Raw genomic sequence first — 24,775 nt, 5'->3', positions numbered from 1 at the left:
GACGATGCAACGTAGCCGCCTGATCCGCATCGCCTGCAAGGTCGTCTTCGCGCCATGGCATGCCTTGCCCCGCATCGAGCAAGCGGACATGAGGCTGTCCGTCCACGCTCACGAAGCGGCTGCGCAAGGCCTCGTGACGCGACCAGATGCGGTCCAGACTGCGACGCCACGATATCTTGTCCACCTGTCCACGCAGACGAAGACCCAGCACCACGTGGTACGAGGCACCGATATCGTCCATCTGCGACAGGAACCACAGGCGTTGCTGGGCGAAGGACAGTGGCAGGGCGCCATCGCGCGATATGGCTTCGATCCGCGTCTGCACACCCGATGCGGCGCCGAGATGACCCGCAATGGCGTCGGCAAGCTGTGCCAGCGTCGGCGCCGTGAACAACACGGGCAACGGTAGTTCGATACCGAACTGTGCGGGCAGGCGACCGAGCAGGCGAACGGCGAGCAGCGAATGCCCGCCGAGGGTGAAGAAGTTATCGTGGCGACCGATCTTCTCCAGGCCCAGCAGGTCCTGCCAGATGGCAGCCAGGGTCTCTTCGATCTGGCCCTGCGGTGCTTCGTACGCTTCCCGTGCAAACGCCGAGTCATCCGGCAGCGGCAGCGCCTTGCGATCCAGCTTGCCGTTCGGTGTGAGCGGCAGCACCTCCAGCGCCACGAAGGCCGACGGCACCATGTAGTCGGGTAGCTGCTGGCTGAGCTGCGTGCGCAAGGTCGGGATCACCGCGTCCGCATCGATGCCCTCGTGCAGCACCACATAAGCCACCAGGCGCTTCTCGCCCGTGCCGAGGGCACGTGCCACCACGGCCACGTCACGCACGTCCTCGCGTTCACGCAGACGGGCTTCGATCTCGCCCGGCTCGATGCGGTAGCCGCGGATCTTTACCTGTTCGTCGTTACGACCCAGGTAGACCAGCTGGCCGTCCGGCAGGTAGCGCACCAGATCGCCCGTGCGATACATCCGTGCCTCCGCCGTTGCGCTGAACGGATCGGCAAGGAAGCGCTCCGCCGTCAGCTCCGGGCGATTCCAGTAACCCCGGGCCACGCCGACGCCACCCACATACAGCTCGCCCACCGCGCCCAGCGGCACCGGTTGCTGCTGCGCATCGAGCACGTACAAGCGCGTGTTCGCGATCGGACGACCGATGGACGGGTTGGTATCGCCCGGGTTGACCGCGCCCGAGGTCGCCACCACTGTCGTTTCCGTGGGGCCGTAGTTGTTGGTGACCGTCAGCGTCGCAGGCAGCGACGCCGGCAGCGCATTCAGGCGATCACCACCGACCAGCAGGTGACGCAGGCCGGTCGGCAACGATTCCTCCATCGCCAGCTGGGCCAGCGGCGTCACCAGGAAGGCACTGTCCGATGCCTGCGCGCGCCACCATGGCAGCAGCAAGGCGTGGTCGCGGTTCGCCGCCGGAGGCGGCAGTTGCAAGGTTACGCCGCTGGCCAGGGCCGGCCAGATTTCCCACGCGCTCGCATCGAAGGCCATGCCTGCCGTGGCCGTCGTGCGCTGGCCGGGCGCCAGCTCGAAGGTCCGGGCATGCCAGGCGATCAGGTTGGCGAAGGAGCGATGTTCGACCATCACGCCCTTGGGCGTGCCGGTCGAACCGGATGTGTAGATCAGGTAGGCCAGGTGGCGTGAGGTGAGTCCTTCCACCTGGGGGTTCGTCGAGGGCTGGGTGGACCATGCCTGCGGCGCATCCAGCGCGAGGCAGGCGACCTCGCCCAGGGCCTCGCGACCGGCCGCATCGGCCAGCAGCAGCACCGGCTGGGCATCGCCCAGCACGTGGCTCAGACGCTCGCTGGCGTATGCCGGGTCCAGCGGTACATAGGCACCACCGGCCTTCAGGACCGCCAGCAGGCCCACCACCAGGTTCACGCTGCGCTCCGCGCACAGTGCCACGCGGGTGTCCGGCGCCACGCCCAGCCTGATCAGCCGGTGTGCAAGCCGGTTTGCCTTGGCATTGAGTTCTGCGTAGCTCACCCATTCTTCGGCGGCCACCAGCGCGAGCACATCGGGCGAATGCAAGGCCCGTGCTTCGACCAGTTGATGGATGCAGGTGTCCTGCGCGAACGCGCTTTCCGTCGCGTTCCATGTTTTCAGAAGCAGATGGCGTTCGTCGGCCGGAAGGATCGACAGTTCCCTGGCCGGCCTGCCAGGGTTGTGTTCCAGTGCGTCGGCAAGGCTTTCGAGCGCCCTATGCATATAGGCAGCAATGGCCGCTGGCTTCAGGGGATGAACCGCCTGCACGGTGAGGCCCAGTGCATCGCCATGGTCTTCGACCGAGAGCACCAGCGGGTAGTTGGTGCGTTCCTCCGCCGAAACCAGTCTGATATCCAGGCCATCGTCCACCGCAGGCTCTGCCACCAGTTCACGATTGTGCCGATAGTTGAGCAACGCGCTGAACAGGGGCGATGGCGCCTCCACGCCACTGCAACGCTGGGCAAGCGCCAACGGTGCATGCTCGTGCAAGAGCAGGTCGGCCAGCTTGCGATGCGCCTGCTTCACGCTGTCCGCTACGGACGTCGTGTCCACGTCCAGGCGGATGGGCAGGGTATTGATGAACAGGCCCATGGTCCGGTCGGCACCTTCGCCACCGTGCATGCGGCCGAACAGCACCGTGCCGAACACCGCGGTTTCCTGCCCGCTGGTGCGCGCTACCACCTGTCCCCAGGCCAGATGGCACAGGCTCGCCAGGCTTACACCATGACGACGGGCCTGCGCACGCAGGCGGTCGTTGAGCGATGCCGGCAGGCCTTCGTGCCACTCTGCCGTCTGCTGGCCTTCGTTATGCACCTCGGCCATGCCGAACGGCAGGCTTGGCGTATCGATGTCACCCAGTTGTTCGCGGAAGTAGATTTCGTGGTCGTCCTCGCTCAGGCCCAGGCGGGCCTGGGCAATGAGATTGCGGAAAGGCTGGGCTGTGCCGAGCTGGTCCGCATGACCGGCAAGGATCGCCTTCACCTCGCCCAGCAGGACCTCCAGACCCGAGTGGTCCACGATGAGATGGTGCATGCGTTGCACCACGTACCAGCGGTCGTCACCGGCATCGTGGGCAATGTCGTAACGCAGCAACGGCGCGCGGGAAAGATCGACGCGATGATGCGTCGGGTCAACGCTGGCCATCAGCTGCGCAGCCACGGAGCCCGACGCCGGATCGAAAGCCCGCTCCGTCACCTGGAGGGTGGCCTTGCGCAACACCACCTGTGCGGGCTCGGCCAGGCGATCCCATACGAAGGCCGTGCGCAGGATGTCGTGACGATCCACCACCTGCTGCACGGCGGCGAGGAAACGATTCAACGCCTCGCGCTCCCCGAAGGACAACAGCACGCGTTGCAGATACGGATCGCCCTGCTCCGCCAGCAGATGATGGAACAGGATGCCGTCCTGCAATGGCGACAGGCCGTAGATGTCCTGGATGTTCGCCAGCCCACCGGGCACCTGCTCCACGATCCGGTCGATGTCCGTCTGCGACAGCCCGATCAGCGGGAGCATGGCCGGCGTGATTTTCCGGGTCTCCGTGTCGATCAGGTTGGCAGGCACGGCCACTTCGTGGTTATCGCCGAGCATCGCTGCCAGTTCGCGAAGGCTCGGCGCGGCGAACAGTGCACGCACTTCCAGCGAAAGGCCTTCGCGACGCAGCCACTCCATGTGCTGTACGGCAAGCAGCGAGTGACCGCCCAGGGCGAAGAAATTGTCGTTGCGGCCCACCTTCTCCACGCCGAGCAGTTCCTGCCATATACGTGCGAGGGTTGCCTCGATCTCGCCTTCGGACGCTTCGTAACGCTCGCGGATGAAGGCATCATCGTCCGGCGCAGGCAACGCCTTGCGATCCAGCTTGCCGTTTGGCGTGAGCGGCAACGCATCGATGAGCACGAAGGCTGACGGCACCATGTAATCGGGCAGCGCGTGAACCGCATGCGTGCGCAGGGAAGCGGCCATGCCGCGGCGATCTGCACTCTCATGCGGAACGACATACGCCACCAGCCGCTTGCTGCCGCTACGGTCACCCAGGGCGACTACGGCAACGTCGCGCACGCTGGACTCGTCCAGCAGGCATGCCTCGATTTCGCCCGGTTCGATACGGAAGCCGCGTATTTTTACCTGTTCGTCGTTGCGCCCCAGGTAAACGAGATTGCCATCCGGCAGATAGCGCGCCAGATCGCCCGTGCGGTACATCCTCGCGCCCGACACGTCGCTGAACGGATCGGCCAGGAAACGTTCCGTCGTCAGTTCCGGACGGTTCCAGTAGCCGCGCGCCACGCCATCGCCACCGATATACAGCTCGCCCACCGCACCCAGCGGCACGGGTTGCCGATAGGCATCGAGCAGGTAAAGACGTGTATTGGCAATCGGCCGCCCGATCGGTACCACCGTCGTTTCTTCACCAGTGGCCTCATAGATCGCGCAACCGACGACCGTTTCCGTGGGGCCGTATTCATTGACCATGCGGATACCCGGTTGCAGGCGCTTCCAGTCCGACACCACGGCCGGAGGCAGGGCTTCGCCGCCGATCACCAGCAGGTCGATATGGCTGGGCACGCCACGCGTGCGCAGGCCCTTGCCCAGCAGGTCGAGGTGGCTCGGCGTGATCTTGACCAGCCCGCCCTGCACCTGCACCTGGGCTTCCAGTTCGTCGATTTCCTGTCCCGAACCCAGCAACAGCACCTCGCCGCCGCTGACCAGCGGCACGATCAGGCTGGTGACGGTTGCATCGAAAGCGAGCGAAGACGAGACGGTGGCCCGGCCGGGCGCATAGGCTTCGATCGCCCAGTGCAGATAATTCACCGCGCCACGGTGTTCGATCATCACGCCCTTGGGCGTGCCGGTCGAACCCGAGGTGTAGATCATGTAGGCCAGGTTCCGCGAGGTGAGACCCAGCACCACCGGGTCCGTCACGGGCCGCTGCAACCACGAAGCCTCGTCATCGAGCGCGACCTGCGGCAGCGCCTGCGGTGCCTCGCCCAGAACGCCGCGTCCTGCCCTGTCCCATAGCAACAGCGCCGGTTCGGCATCGCGCAGCATCTGGCCGAGGCGGTCGCCCGCATACGCGGGGTCCAGCGGCACATAGGCGCCGCCAGCCTTCATGATCGCCAGCAGGCCCAGCACCATGCCGACACTGCGCTCTGCGCACAGTGCCACGCGATCACCCGGATTCACCCCTCTTTCGAGCAGCTCATGGGCAAGCCGGTTGGCACGCGCATTGAGTTCGGCATAGCTCAGCCGCTCCCCCCCAGCGATGACAGCGACTGCATCGGGCGTGCGCGATACCTGATCCTCGAACAACTGGTGAATGCAGGTATCTTGCGGATAGGCGCGCGCGGTTGCATTCCAGGTGTCCAGCAATAGATGCCGTTCGTCGGCCGGCAGGACCGGCAGTTCGCCGACCGGGGCATCCGGCGTGGTTTCCAGTGCCGTTGCCAGGCTTTCCAGTGCAACCTGCATGTATCCGCAGATGGCCTCGGGCCGCAAGGGAAACACGACCTGTGCCGTGAGACCCAGGGCATCGCCATGATCTTCCACCGAAAGCGTCAGCGGATAATTCGTGCGCTCTTCGCCACCGATCACCTCGATGCCGAGTTCGTCGCTGTCGACGACATCGCCTTCGATGGGGCGGTTGTGGCGATAGTTGAGCAGTGCGCTGAACAACGGCGCGGGGGCCTGCACGCCACTGCAACGCTGGGCCAGTGCAAGCGAGGCGTGCTCGTGCTGCAACAGGTCGGCCAGCTTGCGGTGCGTAAGCTTCACGCTCTTCAGCACAGGCGTGCCGTCCAGGTCCAGGCGAATGGGCAAGGTGTTGATGAACAGGCCCATCGCCCGGTCGGCACCTTCGCCACCGTGCATGCGACCGAACAACACCGTGCCGAACACGGCCGCATCCTGCCCGCTGGTCCGCGCCACCACCTGGCCCCAGGCCAGATGGCACAGGCTTGCCAGGCTCACGCCGTGGCGTCGGGCCTGTTCACGAAGACGGGTATTCAGGCCGGCAGGCAGAAGCGCATGCGCCTCGCCCACCTGCTGCCCGTCGCGATGCACCTCGGCCAGGCCGAACGGCAGGCTGGGCGTGTCGATGTCGCCTAGTTGTCCACGGAAATAAGCCTCGTGAGCGGCCTCCCCCATGCCAAGTCTTGCCTGGGCCACCAGATGACGGAACGGCTGCGCAGGCCCAAGGTTTGCACCGTGACCGAGCAGCAGGGCACGCACTTCACCGTAGAGGATTTCCAGGCCGGAGTGATCGCCCACCAGATGATGCAGGCGCTGCACGGCATGCCAGCGTCCATCCTGCGGGTCTTGCGCGATGTCATAGCGAAGCAGGGATGCTTCCCCGAGATCGATGCGGTGATGGCGCGGGTCCACGCCGGCACGCAATTGTTCCGCGATGGGCCCCTTCCCCGGATCGATGTCCCACGTGGTGACCGCAACATCCGCCTTGCGCCAGACCACCTGGGCCGGGCGCGACAGCTGATCCCAGACGAAACCGGTACGCAGGATGTCATGCCGGTCTACCACGTGCTGCACGGCGGCCAGGAAGCGATCGAGCAGGGCGCGATCCGGGAAGACCAGCTGGGCGATCAACAGGTACGGATCACCCTCTTCCGCCAGCAGGTGGTGGAACAGGATGCCATCCTGCAACGGCGACAAGGCGTAGATGTCCTGCACGTTCGCCACGCCACCCGGTACGCGGGCGACGATGCGATCGATATCCGCCTGGGTCAGCTCGATCAACGGCAGCATCGCCGGCGTGATGGCCAGCGCATCGGACGGAATGCGGTTCTCGGGCACCACCACTTCGCGATGCTCACCCAGCGAGGCGGCCAGTTCGCTCAAGGTGGGGGTGGAGAACAGTGCGCGCACTTCCACCGAGAGTCCTTCACGGCGCAGGCGCTCCATGTGCTGCACGGCGAGCAGCGAATGCCCGCCGAGGGTGAAGAAGTTATCGTGGCGACCGATCTTCTCCAGGCCCAGCAGGTCCTGCCAGATCGCAGCCAGGGTCTCTTCGATCTGGCCCTGCGGTGCTTCGTACGCTTCCCGTGCAAACGCCGAGTCATCCGGCAGCGGCAGCGCCTTGCGATCCAGCTTGCCATTCGGGGTGAGCGGCAGCACCTCCAGCGCCACGAAGGCCGACGGCACCATGTAGTCGGGTAGCTGCTGGCTCAGCTGCGTGCGCAAGGTCGGGATCACCGCGTCCGCATCAATGCCCTCGTGCAGCACCACATAAGCCACCAGGCGCTTCTCGCCCGTGCCGAGGGCACGTGCCACCACCGCGACATCTCGCACGTCCTCGCGCTCTCGCAGACGGGCTTCGATCTCGCCCGGCTCGATGCGGTAGCCACGGATCTTTACCTGTTCGTCGTTACGACCCAGGTAGACCAGCTGGCCGTCCGGCAGGTAGCGCACCAGATCGCCCGTGCGATACATCCGTGCCTCCGCCGTTGCGCTGAACGGATCGGCAAGGAAGCGCTCGGCCGTCAGCTCCGGGCGGTTCCAGTAACCCCGGGCCACGCCGACGCCACCCACATACAGCTCGCCCACCGCCCCCAGCGGCACCGGTTGCTGCTGCGCATCGAGCACGTACAAGCGCGTGTTCGCGATCGGACGACCGATGGACGGGTTGGTATCACCCGGGTTGACCGCGCCCGAGGTCGCCACCACCGTCGTTTCCGTAGGGCCGTAGTTGTTGGTGACCGTCAGCGTCGCAGGCAGCGAGGCCGACAGCGCGTTCAGGCGATCACCACCGACCAGTAGGTGACGCAGGCCGGTCGGCAACGGATCCTCCATTGCCAGCTGGGCCAGCGGCGTCACCAGGAAAGCACTGTCCGATGCCTGCGCGCGCCACCATGGCAACAGCAAGGCATGGTCGCGGTTCGCCGCCGGGGGCGGCAGTTGCAAGGTCACGCCGCTGGCCAGGGCCGGCCAGATTTCCCACGCGCTCGCATCGAAGGCCATGCCTGCCGTGGCCGTCGTGCGCTGGCCGGGCGCCAGCTCGAAGGTCCGGGCATGCCAGGCGATCAGGTTGGCAAAGGAGCGATGTTCGACCATCACGCCCTTGGGCGTGCCGGTCGAACCGGAGGTGTAGATCAGGTAGGCCAGGTGGCGTGAGGTGAGTCCTTCCACCTGGGGGTTCGTCGAGGGCTGGGTAGACCATGCCTGCGGAGCATCCAGCGCGAGGCAGGCGACCTCGCCCAGGGCCTCGCGACCGGCCGCATCGGCCAGCAGCAGCACCGGCTGGGCATCGCCCAGCACGTGGCTCAGACGCTCGCTGGCGTATGCCGGGTCCAGCGGCACATAGGCACCACCGGCCTTCAGGACCGCCAGCAGGCCCACCACCAGGTTCACGCTGCGCTCCGCGCACAGTGCCACGCGGGTATCCGGCGCCACGCCGAGTTCCACGAGGTGGTGCGCGAGACGGTTCGCCCTGAGGTTGAGTTCCGTGTAGCTCACGATTTCGTCGGCCCCGACGAGGGCCGGCAGATCAGGATGCTGTCGTGCCTGTGCTTCGACCAGCTGCTGGATGCAGGCATCTTCTGCGAAGACCTGCTCCGTCGCATTCCACGTATCCAGCACCAGTGTCCGCTCTTCGTCGAGCAGCAGGGGGATATCCGCCACCCGTGCGTTCAGATCGAGACTGACCTGGGCCAGGAAATGCAGCAGGCGATCCGCATGACGCTCGATCGTCGCATCGTCGAACAGGGCTCGATTGAAGCGCAGTTCGAGGTCCATCGAGGCCTGCCGCCCGAACTGGGTGAACAGGAAGGAAAGGCCGCCCTCCGGTCCGCTCAACCACTGGATGTGGCTTGGCTGGCCTTCCAGCTCGATGCCACGCTTGAGGAAGAGCGTGTTCACGCTCACCTCGGTATGCCTTGCATCGAGACCGAGGCGACGCACGATGTCGCCAAAGGGATAACGGCCATGCTTCAGTACATCGCGGAAGGCTTCCGCGATGTACGCGATGCTGCCACCCACCGTACCTTCCCGCGCATCCAGCGACAGACCGAGCGGCAGAGCCTTCGCGAACTGGCCCGGAATATCGAGCGCGTCCCTCGTACGATTGAGGAAGGCCACGCCGAAGGCGAGATTGCCCTCCCCGCTTACACGTGAAAGATACAGGGTGGTCAATGCCGTGATGCATTCGGCCAGCGACACCGACGCCTCTTCGGCAAGCCGGTTCAGTGCATCCTGCAATACGGTCGGAAGGGCCCGCGTCACGGAAGCCACGCGCTGGGCCTCATCCTCCGCATGGGGCCGGTCGGCCAGCGACGAGAGCAGCGTCGTCTCCGGCCAGCTTCCGCTGGCGGTCTTCCAGAAGAGCGTATCGTCCGTATGCGTCGCCGAATCGAGGTAAGCCTGGTCGGACTTCAGCGTATCGATGAAGACACGATCCATCGTGAAGACATGGGCCGGGTTCGTTTCGAGCAGGGAGTAGTTCTTCACCAGCCGCTCGTAGTAACGGATGACCGACCAGCCGTCGTACACCATGTGATGGAAACGCAGGACCACGCAGGCGTTGTCCGGCCAGTGGAACATGGCGACCACGCCTTGCCGGTCGTCGGATGCCTTCATCAGCGAACGGTGCCAGTCGCGTATCACCTGCTCCTGTGCTTCAGGTGCTGCTGGTGCATCGATGACAATGCGTTCGAAACGCGTCGCCGGCACCCGTGCTTCATGCTGGCTTCCCGTACGGCTCCATTCCAGCCAGCAGGACTGGTGCTGTGCGATCAGCGCACGCGCGGCATCGTCCAGTCGCGCGCGATCCGACGACGGCGCGCACCGCATGATGGCCACCGCCTGGTGCGAGCTGCCCTCCGGCGCAGCCTGCTCCTGCAGCCACACGGTCTCCTGGGCCAGCGAAAGCGGATACCAGGCGCCCGTGGCAGGTGCAGGACGATGAAGCATCCGTTCGAGTGCCTCGTGCTGTCCCGAGGACAGCAGACGCGTCACGCTTTCCTGCCATACGTCGCCCACGGAGGCCTGGGGTGCACGGATCGCTCCAGCAAGGAAACTCATATACAGCGACAGGATCGCTTCCATCGACGCGGCATCGAACAGGTCGGCGCTGAAGCTGACATCCGCGACGAGGCTGTCCTGGCCGTGACGGAAGATGATCGCGATATCGGCGCCGCGACCGCTGAGCCCCCGCGATACGGGCTTCACCGCCAGGTCACCCAATGAGATATCCGCATCGGATACCGACTGCTGCAACTGGCAGAACACCTGGAAGATCGGATCGTGCGAGGCACTGCGCTGCGGATTGACGGCGGCGACGATCTCGGCAAACGGCAGGTCGCCGTGTTCCAGGCCCCACATCAGGGCCTCGACACCTTGCGTCCAGTGATCCTGCACACGGGAAGAAAGCTCTACGCGATGCGGCAGTGCAATGCTGTTGACGAACATGCCGACCATCGATTCGGTGCCCGGCAGGCGACGGCCTTCGGCCACCGTACCCACTACGACATCGCGGCTGCCTGCCAACTGGCCGAGCACGATGGCAAGCGTAGTCTCCAGCAGCACGAAGGGGGTGACCCGGTAGCTGGCCGCCACGCGCTGGATATCCCTGACCAGCGCTGCGGGGCAGGCGATGTCCAGATGACCGGTGTCGTCGCTCATTACCGACGGACGCGAACGATCAAATGGCAGGTTGAGGCAGACCGGCAGGCCGGCCAGTTGCGCGCGCCATGCGCGACGCAGCTCGTCGAGACGACCACCATCCAGGTGACGACGCTGCCATGCGGCGTAATCACGATACTGGTGGGCGGGCGCAGGTAGCGACGGTTCATCGCGCTCATAGGCAACACAAACGTCGCGCCAGATCGCCTGGGACGACACGCCATCCGTCACCGCATGATGGATGTTGAGGACCAGCCACGCCTGCCCGGGTGTCGCCACGAGAAGCGTGGCGGCAAACACGGGACCCTCGAAGCAGTCCGGTAGCCGGCCAGCCTGCTCCTTCGCCAGCGCAACGCCATCGTCAGCAACCTGCCGGATCGACAGCCGGAACATGCCTGGCAAGGCAATCACGGGCACGAAGCGCCCCTCTGCACCCATCTCGTAGCGGGTGCGGAGGATTTCGTGCCGCGCAACCACGGCCTGCAACGCCCTCTCCAGACGCTCGGGCACAAGCGCCCCCGTCAGCTCAAGGATCATGGATGAGTTCAGCATGCCGCCGTGCGTGGCGGCCAGGTGCGTCGCCAGCATGCGCTCTTCGGCGAAGGACAACGGCATCGTACCGTGGCGATCCACCACGGGCATGGCCGCATCGTCACGCTGTAGCGGCGCTTCATCGATGGCAATGGCCAGCCCGGCAACCGTCGGTGCCGCAAAGAGTGCGCGCATCGACAGCGAGCGACCGAACACCTGCTGCAGGCGACCCAGTATCCGGATGGCTAGCAGCGAATGACCGCCAAGGGCGAAGAAATTATCGTGGCGACCCACCCGTTTCAGCCCCAGCAGTTCCTGCCAGATGCCGGCCAGGGCCTGTTCCGTTTCGCCCTGCGGTGCCTCGTAGTCACCGTGCGCATAGGCATCGTCGTCCGGCACCGGCAACGCCCGGCGATCCAGCTTGCCGTTTGCCGTGAGCGGCAATGCGCCCACGATGACAAAGGCCGACGGCAGCATATACGCGGGTAGCCGCTGGCCCAGATGGGAGCGGAGCACCGGCACGATGCCATCGGCGCCGATCCCTTCGTGAAGTACCACGTAGGCCACCAGGCGCTTTTCGCCGTTCGCCACGCTACGCGCAACGACGGCTGCATCGCGGATGCTTTGCAGTTCAAGCAGGCGGGCCTGGATCTCGCCTGGCTCGATGCGGAAGCCGCGGATCTTCACCTGCTGGTCGTTACGGCCCAGGTAAACCAGGTTGCCGTCGGGGAGGTAACGCACCAGATCACCCGTGCGATACATGCGAGCCCCCGCCACATCGCTGAAGGGATCGGGCACGAACCGTTCCATGGTCAACTCAGGTCGTTTCCAGTAACCCGTCGCGACACCGTCGCCACCGATGTGCAGTTCGCCCGGGGCCCCTGGTGGCAGCAACTGTCCACGCGCGTCCAGTACATAGACACGGGTATTGGAGATGGGACGACCGATCGGGATATCCGTCGCATCCTCCGCGACTTCCGTCACGGAAGCCGTGGTCGCATACGTCGTGGTTTCGGTCGGCCCATAGCAGTTCAACAGCAACGGTGCCGTCGGCTGGGCGAGAATGTGGCGATACGATGCCGGTTCGGCGCGCTCTCCGCCGCTCATCAACACACGCAGGCGGGCCAGCACATGCGGGATTTCCCGCGCGTACTGATTGAAGATCGACGTCGTCGCAAAAAGAACGCTGATGCCGGACGATTCGATGATGGCGGTAAGCGCCGCCGGGTCCAGCAGGACCTGTCGTTCGACCACGACGAGGCTCGCGCCATTGAGCAAGGCGCCCCACAGTTCCATCGTGCTCGCATCGAAGGCCGGGTTGGCGGCCAGTGCGATGCGGTCGGTGGAACGAAAGTCCGCATATCCGTTGTTGAGCACCAGGCGATTCACGCCCCGATGCGTAACGAGTACGCCCTTCGGCGTGCCGGTGGAACCGGAGGTGTAGATGAGATACGCGGGCGTGTCGCCCTTAAGCCTCAGCGCAGGATTCGAATCCTGCGCGCAGGCCGATTGCGCAGTACGGATGGAAAGTACCGGAATGCCCGCCGCCTCACCCGCCGGGCGCTCATCGACAAGGATGCAGCGGACCTCCGCATCCGCAAGCATCCAGGCATGACGGTCCTCGGGTGTCTCCGGATCGATGGGCACATAGACGGCACCGCACTTGAGCACGGCCAGTTCGGCCACGACCAGGCCGATGCTGCGACCCGCGCGGATCGCGACGTGCTCTCCGGGGCGAATACCAAAGTCGATCAGAGCATGCGCCAGGACATTCGCGCGGCGGTTGAGTTCGTCGTAGGTGAGGCTGATATCCGCATCGACGATGGCCGTGGCGTCAGGCGTCTCAACCACCCACCCTTCAAACACCTCGTGGATGCGGCGGTCCGCAGGATAAGGCCGCGCCGTGGCGTTGCGGGTTTCCAGCAACAGGGCACGCTGCTCCTGCGGCAGGATGGCCAGCTCGCCTACGGGCGTGTCCGGCGCATGGTCGAGCGCGGCGGCGAGGCTTTCCAGTGCGACCCGCATATAGGCACAGATCGATCGCGGGTCCAGCGGCGCCATGGTCTGTGCGGTCAGGCCGAGCGAATCGCCGCCGTCTTCCACGGAGAGGGTAAGCGGATAGTTCGTCCGCTCTTCGCCATGCAGCACATCCAGCCCGAGTCCGGTATCCACGCCTGAACGAGAGGCCTCGATACGATTGTGGCGATAGTTGAGCAAGGCGGCGAACAGCGGTGCCGGGGCTTCCACACCGCTGCATCGCTGGGCAAGGGCCAGCGATGCATACTCGTGCCGGAGCAGTTCGGCCAGCTTGCGATGGGCCAGCTGCACGCTCTCGCGCACGCTCGTGCCGTCCAGGTCCAGGCGAATGGGCAAGGTGTTGATGAACAGGCCCATGGCCCGGTCGGCACCTTCACCAGCATGCATACGGCCGAACAGCACCGTACCGAACACGGCCGTATCCTGGCCGCTGCTGCGCGCCACCACCTGGCCCCACGCCAGGTGACACAGGCTCGCAAGGCTCACGCCATGACGACGCGCCTGTGCACGCAGGCGATCGTTGAGTGCCTGCGGCAATGCCTCATGCCACTCCTCGACGTCGTAGTCGTCGGCCTGGGTCTCGCCAACGCCAAACGGCAGGCTGGAAGTTTCCACATCCGCCAGCTGTGCACGGAAATAGGCTTCGTGTTCCGCCTCGCCGATGCCAAGGCGGGCTTGCGCCACGAGGCGGCGGAACGGCTCCGCAGGTGGCAGGCTGCTGCCGTGCCCTGCCAGAATGGTCTTCACCTCGTCGAGCAGGATGTCCAGGCCCGCGTGGTCGATGATGAGGTGATGCAGGCGCAGCACCACATACCAGTGATCTGCCTGCGCATCCCGCGCGATATCGAAGCGCAGCAGGGGGGCGTGGCCCAGATCGACACGGTGCTCGCGCGGGTCCACCTGCTTCATGAGCTGGTCGGCGACCGGACCGTCCGCCGCATCCAGCGTCCACGATGTCACCTCGATCGCGGTGCGCCGCAGGACCACCTGTGCCGGACGCGAAAGCTGGTCCCAGAAGAAGGCGGTACGCAGGATGTCATGACGATCGACGACCTGCTGCACGGCACCGAGGAAGCGATCCAGCGAGCCGTGCTCGCGGGTGGAGAGCAGCGCCCGCTGGAGATACGGATCGCCCTTCTCCGCCATCATGTGATGGAACAGGATGCCGTCCTGCAAAGGTGAAAGGGCGTAGATGTCCTGGATATTGGACACGCCGCCGGGCACCTGGGCCACGATATGGTCGATGTCGGCCTGGGTGAGTTCGATCAGCGGCAGCATCGCCGGATGAATCGACGTCGTACCAGGATCGATGAGGTTGTCCGGCACCACCACCTCGTGGTTGCTGCCCAGCATCCCTGCCAGCTCACGCAGGGTCGGCGCCGCGAACAGCGCGCGCACTTCCAGTGACAGGCCCTGCCGGCGCAGGCGCTCCATATGCTGGATCGCCAGCAGCGAATGACCGCCCAGCGCGAAGAAGTTGTCGTGGCGGCCGACCTGCTCCACGCCCAGCAAATCCTGCCAGATGCGCGCCAGCGTTTCCTCGACCTCGCCCATCGGGGCTTCGTAACGTTCGCGGACAAAGGCCGCTTCATCCGGTGCGGGCAAGGCCTTGCGATCCAGCTTGCCATTGGGGGTGAGCGGCAGTGCATCGATGAGCACGAAGGCCGACGGCACCATGTAGTCGGGAAGCGCATGGCTGAGCCGGTCGCGTGCATCGGCAATCACCTGGTCGCCGTCGCTTCCGTTACCCGGCACGACATATGCCACAAGGCGTTTGCCACCTGCACCGTCGCCAAGGGCGACCACGGCCACGTCACGCACCGATGCCTGTGCCAGCAGATGCGCCTCGATTTCACCGGGCTCGATACGGAAACCGCGGATCTTCACCTGCTCGTCGTTGCGGCCCAGGTAGACGAGGTTGCCATCCGGCAGATAGCGAGCAAGATCGCCCGTCCGATACATCCTTGCGTCCGGCACCGCGCTGAATGGATCGCGCAGGAAACGCTCGGCCGTCAGGTCCGGACGATTCCAGTAACCGCGTGCGACACCCGCGCCGCCGATGTACAGCTCGCCCACGGCACCCAGTGGCACCGGCTGCTGATATGCATCGAGCAGATACAGGCGCGTGTTTGCGATGGGGCGACCAATGGGCACCACCGTCGTCTCTTCACCGGTCGCCTCGTAGATCGCGCAGCCGACCACGGTCTCGGTCGGACCGTATTCGTTGATCATCCGGATGCCGGGTTGCAGGCGTTTCCAGTCACCCACGACCTGCGGCGGCAGGGCTTCGCCGCCGATGACCAGCGCATCGACGTGGGTAACTGCTCCGCTTGCGCGCAATCCCTTGCCAAGCAGGTCCAGATGGCTCGGCGTGATCTTCAGCAGGCCGGCATCGCTGCGAACCAGGGCTTCCAGTTCATCGATCTCGCGTCCCGAGCCCAGCAGCACCACCTCGGCACCGCACAGCAACGGCGTGACGAGGCTGGTGATGGTTGCATCGAACGCCAGGGAGGACGACACGACGGTACGTCGTGGCGCGTAGGCTCCGACAGACCAGTGCAGGTAATTCACCGCGGCCCGGTGTTCGATCATCACGCCCTTGGGTATGCCGGTCGAACCGGAGGTGTAGATCATGTAGGCCAGATGGTGCGCGGCCAGATCCTGCACCTGCGGGCGGTCCCCGGGTAATGCCGCCCAGGGGGTATCGTTGCCCAGATCGATGGCCACCAGGTCGGCCGGTAATACACCGAGCACCTCCCGGCCTGTGGCATCGTGAACCAGCAAGGCAGGCTGTGCATCGCCGAGCACCTGGGCAAGACGCTCGCCCGCATACGCCGGGTCGAGCGGCACGTAGGCGCTCCCCGCCTTCAGGATCGCCAGCAGCCCCACCACCATGTCCACGCTGCGCTCCGCGCACAGGGCCACGCGGTCATCCGGGCGTACGCCGCGGTCGAGAAGGTGATGCGCCAGGCGATTCGCGCGGGTGTCGAGGTCTGCATAGCTGACCCGGTCGTCCCCGGCGATCAGCGCGATGGCATAGGGCGTCCGTTCCACCTGGTCTTCGAACATGCGGTGGATGAAGGAGTCCTGCGGATAGTTCTGCTCCGTCGCGTTCCAGGTCTCCAGCAGCAGCGTGCGTTCTCCTTCCGGGAGGATCGCAAGGCCGTGCACGGGACTGGCCGGCGCCGTCTCAAGCGCTGTCGCGAGGCTGGCCAACGCGTGGTGCATGTATGCGCTGACTGCACGCGCATCCAGCGGCCGGACGATCTGGACGGTCAACCCCAGACTATCGCCGCCGTCTTCCACGGACAGCGAGAGGGGATAGCTGGTGCGTTCCTCCGCACTCAGTAGTTCGATGCCCAGCTGACGGATGGCCTCCAGTTCCGTGCCTAGTTCGCGGTTGTGCCGGTAATTGAGTAGCGAACCGAACAGCGGCGCCGGGGCTTGCACGCCGCTGCAACGCTGGGCGAGAGCCAGCGAGGCGTGTTCATGCTGCAACAGGTCAGCGAGCTTGCGATGCGTAAGCTTCACGCTCTCCAGTACAGGCGTACTGTCGAGGTCCAGTCGAATGGGCAGCGTATTGATGAACAGCCCCATCGCACGATCGGCCCCTTCGCCGCCATGCATGCGACCAAACAGCACCGTGCCGAACACGGCCGTGTCCTGACCGCTCGTGCGAGCCACGACCTGGCCCCAGGCCAGGTGGCACAGGCTCGCCAGGCTTACGCCATGGCGACGGGCCTGCTCACGCAGGCGCGCATTCAGTGATGCCGGCAGCGTTTCGTGGAACTCGTCCACGGCCTGTCCATCGCCGTGCACCTCGCTCAGCCCGAAAGGCAGGCTTGGTGTATCCACGTCGGAGAGCTGCGTACGGAAGTAAGCCGCATGGGCATCTTCAGAAACACCGAGGCGGGCCTGGGCAACAAGCTGGCGGAACGGCCGGGCCGGTGCGAGGGCGTCCACGCCACTGGCGAGGATCGTCTGCACTTCGTCGAAGAGTATTTCCAGGCCCGAATGATCGCTCGCGAGATGATGCAGGCGCAGCGCGACATGCCAGCGCCCGTTCGCGGCATCGTAGGCGACGTCGAAGCGCAGCAGGGGCGCGCGCTCCAGGTCAACCCGATGATGGCGCGGGTCCACGAGCGCAAGCAGCTGTGTTCCGATCTCACCGGCTTCCGGATCAAGCTGCCAGGTCGTCACCTCCACGGCGGCGTGACGCCACACGACCTGTGCCGGTTGCGAGAGCTGGTCCCAGACAAAGCAGGTGCGCAGGATGTCGTGCCGGTCTACGACCGTTTGCACGGCACCCAGAAAGCGATCCAGCAGATCCTTGTCCGCCAGTGCCAGCTCCACGAGCAGCATGTACGGATCGCCCTGCTTCGCCATCAGATGGTGGAAGAGGATGCCGTCCTGCAACGGCGACAGCGCGTAGATGTCCTGGATGTTCGATACACCTCCGGGCACCTTCGCCACGATCCGCTCGATATCCTCGTCGGTCAGATCGATCAAGGGCAACATGGCAGGATGGATGACGGCCGTATCGTGATGTACCAGATTCTCCGGCACCACGACTTCGTGATTCTGGCCAAGCATCGCAGCCACTTCGCGCAGGTTCGGCGCAGCAAAAAGCGCCCTTACCTCAAGCGAAAGACCCTGTCCACGAAGTCGTTCCATATGCTGTACGGCAAGCAGCGAATGGCCACCTAACGCAAAGAAATTATCCGTGCGGCCCACTCTCTCGATGCCCAGGAGCTCCTGCCAGAGCTGTGCCAGTGTCTCCTCGACAGGTCCGAGCGGTGCTTCGTAGCTTTCCCGTGCATAAGCACTATCGTCTGGCGCGGGCAGCGACTTACGATCCAGCTTTCCGTTCGGCGTCAGTGGCAGCGCATCCAGCACGACGAAAGCGGATGGCACCATGTAGTCGGGCAGTCGTTGCGCCAGCTGCGCACGAAGCACGTCAAGCTCGGAGGCCCGGTGGGTGCCTGGCTTGAACACGACATAGGCCACCAGGAATTTCCCGCCCGCCGCATCCCTTGCGACAACCGCAGCATCGCGAATACTGTCCTTTTCGAGCAAGCGGCCTTCGATCTCACCCAGTTCGATGCGAAATCCGCGGATTTTCACCTGGTCATCGTTGCGTCCCAGATAGACGATGGTGCCGTCAGGCTGATGGCGGGCCAGATCACCCGTGCGATACATTCTTGCCCCAGGAATGCCGCTGAACGGATCGGCGACGAAGCGTTCCGCCGTGAGGTCCGGCCGGTTGAGGTACCCTCGCGCCACCTGCACCCCACCGATGTAAAGCTCGCCCACCGCGCCTTGTGGCACTGGCTGGACGTAAGCATCCAGCAGGTAAATCGATGTATTCGCGACGGGCTTGCCGATCGGAATATTGTCAGGCAGGTCGTCTCCGGTGCACGACCATGCCGTAACGTCCACGGCGGCTTCCGTCGGGCCATACAGGTTATGCAGTGCAACCGAAGGCAGGGCCTCGCGTAAACGCCGGGCCAGCGCGCCCGGCAACGCCTCGCCACTGCACATGACGTGGCGCAGGCCTGGCAAATCACTTGCTTTCCCGCTATCCACGAAGATCTGAAGCATTGACGGTACGAAATGCAGGATGGTGATGCCATGCCGGCGAATTGCTTCGGCCAGGTAAGACGGGTCTTTATGTCCTTGTGGACGTGCCATCACCAGACGAGCACCGTTCAGCAAGGGCCAGAAGAATTCCCATACCGATACATCGAAGCCGAAGGGCGTTTTCTGCAGTACGGCGTCACTCTCCGTGAGCCCATAGGCTTCCTGCATCCAGATGAGTCGGTTCACCACGCCGAGGTGCTCGTTCATCACTCCCTTCGGCCGTCCCGTCGACCCGGAGGTGTAGATCACATAGGCAAGACTGGAAGGACTGAAGCCCGCAACACTGGGGTTATCAGCTGATCCATGACTCCACGGCCGGGAAGGATCATCCAGCCCAAGCATTACTATCGACGAGTCCACCTGCAACGTGTCGCGTAACGTTGCTGTTGTGAGCAGCACCTTCGGTGCGCAGTCTTCCAGCATCCATTCCAGGCGGTCCACCGGATAAGAAGGATCCAGCGGCACGTAGCCGCCGCCGGCCTTCAGCACGGCAAGCAACCCCACCACCATGCTTACGCTACGCTCGGCATACACGGCTACGCGGACATCCGGGCCAACGCCCTTGTCGATGAGCATATGTGCGAGACGATTCGCTTCCGCGTTCAGCCAGCCATAGGTCACCTGTTCCTCGTCGGTAATGACGGCAACGCTACCCGGCGTGCGTTCCACCTGTGCCTCGAACAGCTGGTGGATGCCCAGGTCAGTGGGATAAGAACGCTCTGTAGCGTTCCAGGTCGTTAGCACGCGCGTCCGCTCTTCCGTGCCCAGGATATCGATGCTTCCCACCGGCTGGAGCGGATCGACGACCATCGTGCCGAGCAGGGTCAACAGGGCATCGCGATGACGTTCCATCGTTTCGGTATCAAACAGCGCCGTGGCGTAGCGCAGGTTGCCCTCCAGGCATCCCTCGTGCTCGCCGATGTTCAGCTCGATGTCGTACTTCACGGGCATCCAGGGCACGTCCATGATCTCGCCATGGACACCTTCGACGTTCCACTGGCCGATCTCGTCGTTATCCCAGGCGAGCATCACCTGGAAGATCGGTGTGTGCTCCAGATGGCGCGGTGGCTGTACCGCCTCTACCACCTGCTCGAACGGCAGGTCCTGGTGAACCTGCGCATCCACCGTTACGCGGCGCACGCGATCCAGCAGGGTGGCCACGTCCGGGCGAGCCGACAGATCGATTCGCAAGGCGAGGCTGTTGACGAAGAAGCCGACCAGGGATTCAGTCTGGACATGACCACGGTTCGCACCGGGAATACCGATGACCAGGTCGTCCTGCCCGGAAAGCCGGCTCAATACCGAAGACCAGGCGGCCAGCACGCCCATGAACAGGGTGGCGCCGTGAGTTTGCGAGAAGGCCTTCAGTCGCGCGGTGGTTACCGCGTCCAGCGATACCGGTACGCTGGCACCCTCGAAGCTCTGCTGCGGCGGGCGCGGCCTGTCCGTCGGCAAGGCCAGCAGCACAGGCGCATCAGCCAGCTGACGCTTCCAGTATGCCGACTGTGCCGCCAGGCGGCCGCCGCTCATCCATGCACGCTGCCATACGGCGTAATCGGGGTACTGGATATCCAGTGCAGGCAGCGGATTACCATGACCTTGCTGGAAAGCATCGTACAGGCTGGACAATTCCTTCAGTAGCACGCCCACGGACCAGCCATCGGAAATGATGTGATGCTGGGTCAGCAGGAAGACGCGATCGTCGTCGGCCAGTTCGATCCAGCGCGCGCGCACCAGCGGCCCCGTCGCCAGATCGAACGGCGCACGGCCTTCCTCCCCATGCAGCCGGTCCATCTCCCCGGACGGGTCGGGTACGTCGCGCAGGTCGTCCTCACGCCACGGCATGCCCTGTCCCGGGGGAAGAAGACGCACCTGGGGAGTGCATCCCACGCTCACGAAATGGCTGCGGAGGGCTTCGTGTCGATCCCACACCGTATCCAGCGCGCGACGCCAGGTGGCCTTGTCCAGCGGCCCGCGAAGACGCAGGCCGAGGGGAATGTGATAACTCTCGTTGTTGTCATCCAGTTGCGCCAGGAACCACAGGCGTTGCTGGGCGAACGACAGCGGCAGCACGGCATCGCGCGATACGCCCTCGATCACCACCGAGCCGGTCGGTGTACCGGCCAGGCGCTGTGACACCACCTCGGCGAATCCCGCCAGCGTGGGCGCGGCAAACAGTTCAGACAACGGCAACTCGATCTGGAACAGGGTTGGCAGGCGACCAAGCAGCTTCACGGCCAGTAGAGAGTGGCCGCCGAGAGCAAAGAAATCATCGTCTCGCCCCACGCGATCCACACCCAGGAGTGCCTGCCATGTCGCGGCGAGCGTTTCCTCGACGTCGCCACGCGGCGCCTCGTACTGCCCGCGGACAAAAGCATCGTCATCCGGCGCAGGCAGCGCGCGACGATCCAGCTTGCCGTTGGCGGTAAGCGGCAGCGCCTCCAGGCACACGAATGCCGACGGGACCATGTAATCGGGCAGTTGCTGGCCCAGCTGCGTGCGCAGCGCAGGCATCGCCAGGTCGGCATCGGCACCATCGCTCAGCACGACATAAGCGACAAGGCGCTTCTCGCCCGCCGCCTGCACGCGCGCGACGACTACCGCATCGCTCACCGTCTCCACGGCCTTGAGCTTTGCCTCGATATCGCCCAGTTCGATGCGGAACCCGCGGATCTTCACCTGTTCGTCGTTGCGTCCCAGGTAAGCCAGCCGGCCATCGGGCAGGAAGCGTACAAGGTCGCCCGTGCGATACATCCGCGCATCGGGAACGCCGCTGAACGGATCGGCAAGGAAACGTTCCGAGGTCAGCTCCGGTCGCCGCCAGTATCCACGTGCGACGCCCGCCCCTCCGACATACAGTTCACCCGTGGCCCCGGGTGGTACCGGTTGCTGGTGTGCATCGAGCACGTAGACGCGCGTATTGGCGATGGGACGACCGATGGACGGCTGGACATCACCCGCCTCGACTGTGCCGGATGTAGCCACCACCGTCGTTTCGGTCGGGCCGTAATTGTTGGTCAGCCGCACATGGGCCGGCAGAGAAGCCGGTACGCCACCGAGGCGGTCGCCACCGACCAGCAGATGACGCAGCCCCTGAGGCAACGTACCTTCCATGGCGAGCTGGGCCAGCGGCGTGACCAGGAACGCGCTATCCAGCGGCTGCTCGCGCCACCATGGCAACAGCAGGGCGGGATCGCGGTTGACCCTTGCCGGTGGCAGGTGCAGCGTGACGCCGCTGGCCAGTGCCGGCCAGATTTCCCAGGCACTGGCATCGAACGCCATGCCTGCGGTGGCCGTGCTGTGCTGGCCAGGTGCAAGGCCGAAGGTCTCGGCATGCCACGCAATAAGGTTGACGAACGTACGATGCTCGACCATCACACCCTTGGGCGTGCCGGTCGAACCGGAGGTATAGATCAGGTAGGCGAGATCGGATGATCCCAGGCCAGGCACGGCGGGATTACTTACCGGCCCCGTCGACGCGACGGTTGCGTCATCCAGGTCGAAGCTGTCTCCGGACCGGTCACCCAGGGCGCCTCGTCCCGCGCCATCGGCCAGTATCGCGGCGGGCTCTACATCGGCCAGGATCTGTTCGAGACGCTCGGTGGGATATCCCGGATCAAGCGGCACATAGGCAGCGCCGGCCTTCAGTACCGCGAGCAGTGCTGTCACCAGGCCCGGACTGCGCTCCACGCACACGGCGACACGATCCTCTCGCCCCACGCCCCGGTCAATCAGATGGTGTGCAAGACGATTGGCCTTTGCGTTCAGGTCTGCATAGGTCAGCAGCTCGTCGTTGCTTACCAGTGCGACTGCGTCGGGATTCTGCTCGACCTGCGCCTCGAACAAGGCATGGATGCAGCGATCGGTGTCGTATGCCCGACCCGTGGCGTTCCAGGTGTCCAGCAACAGATGCCGTTCGTCCGGCGTCAGGAGGGCCACGTCCTGCGGACGCGCATTGAGATCGGCAGCGGCCTCGGCCAGGTAATCCAGCAGGCGATCAGCATGGCGCTCAACCGATGCTTCGTCGAACACAGACAGGTTGAAGCGGAGCTCCAGCCCCATGGCTGCCTGACGTCCGAACTGCGTGTAGAGGAACGAGAGACCGGCCTGTGGACCGCTCAGCCATTCCAGATGGGCCGGATCGCCTCCCAGCTCGATACCGCGCTTGAGGAACAGCGTGTTGACGCTGACCTCGACATGGCGTGCATCGAGACCGTGTTGCCTGACCAGTTCACTGAAAGGATAGCGGCCGTGCGTCATCACATGGCGGAAGGCTTCCGCCGATGCACCGATGCGCGCAGCAATCGTCTCGCCGTCAGGCGACAGACGCAGCGGCAGCACCTTGGCGAACTGCCCGAGCGTATCAAGCATGTCGCGCGTGCGGTTGAGATAGGCCACGCCGATGACGATGTCTTCCTCGCCAGCCATGCGTGCCAGGTACATGGCCGTCAGCGCGGTCAGGCATTCCGAGGGAGTGACCGACGCTTCGTCGGCCGCACGCTGGATGGCGGCCTGCAAGTCGGGCGACAAGGTTCGCGTGACCGAAGAAACACGGAACGGTTCGTCGATGGCATGCGGACGATCGGCCAGCGCGGCAAGCAGCGGAGTCTCCGGCAACGCGGCGCAGCCATCGTGCCAGAAGGCACCATCTTCGGAGAACGCCGGTGAATCCTCGTAGATCACATCGGATGGCAGGCAGTCGAGGTAGTGACGACCCGGCGCAAAACGATGTGCCGGATCGCGCGCCAGCAGTGCATAGTTCTTCGCCAGGTTTTCACCCGTGCGGATCGTCGTCCAGCCGTCGGTCACCAGGTGGTGCAGGCGCCAGACAACCCACGATGTGTCAGCCCAATGGAACACCGCCGCGACACCTTTCATATCGATGTCGGCGATGGCATCGCGATGCCACTGGCGGATGATCTCGGTGCGATCCCACTCACCGGCAGTGGATTCGTCGACGAAACTCACACGTGTCGTCATCGGCACCGACGACTGCCTCTGCCAGCCGGCATCGTTCCATTCCAGCCAGAACACCGGGTTCTGTGCGATGACGGCATCGACGGCCGCTTCCAGCAGGTCGCGATCCACCGCCGGGCCGCAACGCAGTACCGATATGGTCTGATACGAGCTTCCCTTCGTTGCCTGTTCCTCTATCCAGATGGCTTTTTGCGCCGTCGACAGCGGATACCAGGCGCCCGTGTCGCTACGTGTGCCGGACAGCAGCCGATCCAGCGCCTGGCAGTTGCCCGTTGCCTGTACTGCTTCCACGCCGGCACGCCATGCACTGTCCAGTGGTACCGAGGAATCATCGAGCGCCGTCGTCACGAAGGACAGGTAAAGCGATACCAGCCGTTGCACGGTCGACGTATCGAACAGTCGCTCGTCATAGGCCGCTTCAAGCGTCAGCGTACCGTCGGTCTGCCTTGCCTCGATGGCGAAGTCGACTCCGGGTGGAACCGCTGCAACGCGTCCGGATGACCACGCGAAGAAAACCTGGAAGACCGGATGGTGTGCGCTATCGTTGTCGAGGCCCAGCGCTGACACTACCTCCGCAAACGACAGGCCGGCGTGGTCGCGGGCCCACTGCCATGCCTGCGTGGTCTGCTCCCATACGTTACGGACCGGCGACGATGCATCGATCCGATAGGGCAAAGCGCTGGGATCATCGACACCATTGTCGTTGGCGCCGATCACGATGTCGCGGCTCCCGGCCAGCCGGGCACACAGGTACGCGAAGCTGCCGGCCAGGATCGCCAGGGGCGTCGATGTGATGGCTGTCGCAGTATCGATCAGTGCTTCGGACATGCCCGAAGGACAGGCCACCGTGCAACGCGACAACCCATCGCCTGCACGCAAGGAGCGCGGCCGGTCGAACGGAAGATCGATACGTACCGGCTGGCCGGCGAGATGTGCGCGCCAGGCGCGGCGAAGCTCAACGAGACGTTCGTTCAT

At 64.7% G+C, this 24,775-nt stretch carries 1 protein-coding gene (cut by a window edge); it reads right to left on the bottom strand.

Annotated elements, in window-relative coordinates; translation table 11 throughout:
• Window positions 1–24,775, bottom strand: partial view of a non-ribosomal peptide synthase/polyketide synthase gene (locus HBF25_RS09970; protein ID WP_166947892.1) — the 5' portion only. It extends 6,920 nt beyond the left edge of the window; only the first 24,775 of its 31,695 coding nucleotides appear in the window; it begins with the start codon at window positions 24,773–24,775; its stop codon lies off the left edge, out of view.

It is taken from the genome of Luteibacter anthropi (assembly GCF_011759365.1).
GTDB lineage: Bacteria > Pseudomonadota > Gammaproteobacteria > Xanthomonadales > Rhodanobacteraceae > Luteibacter > Luteibacter anthropi.
The sequence above is the reverse complement of the archived record's forward strand: the minus strand, read 5'-3'. Positions and strand labels throughout refer to the sequence as shown.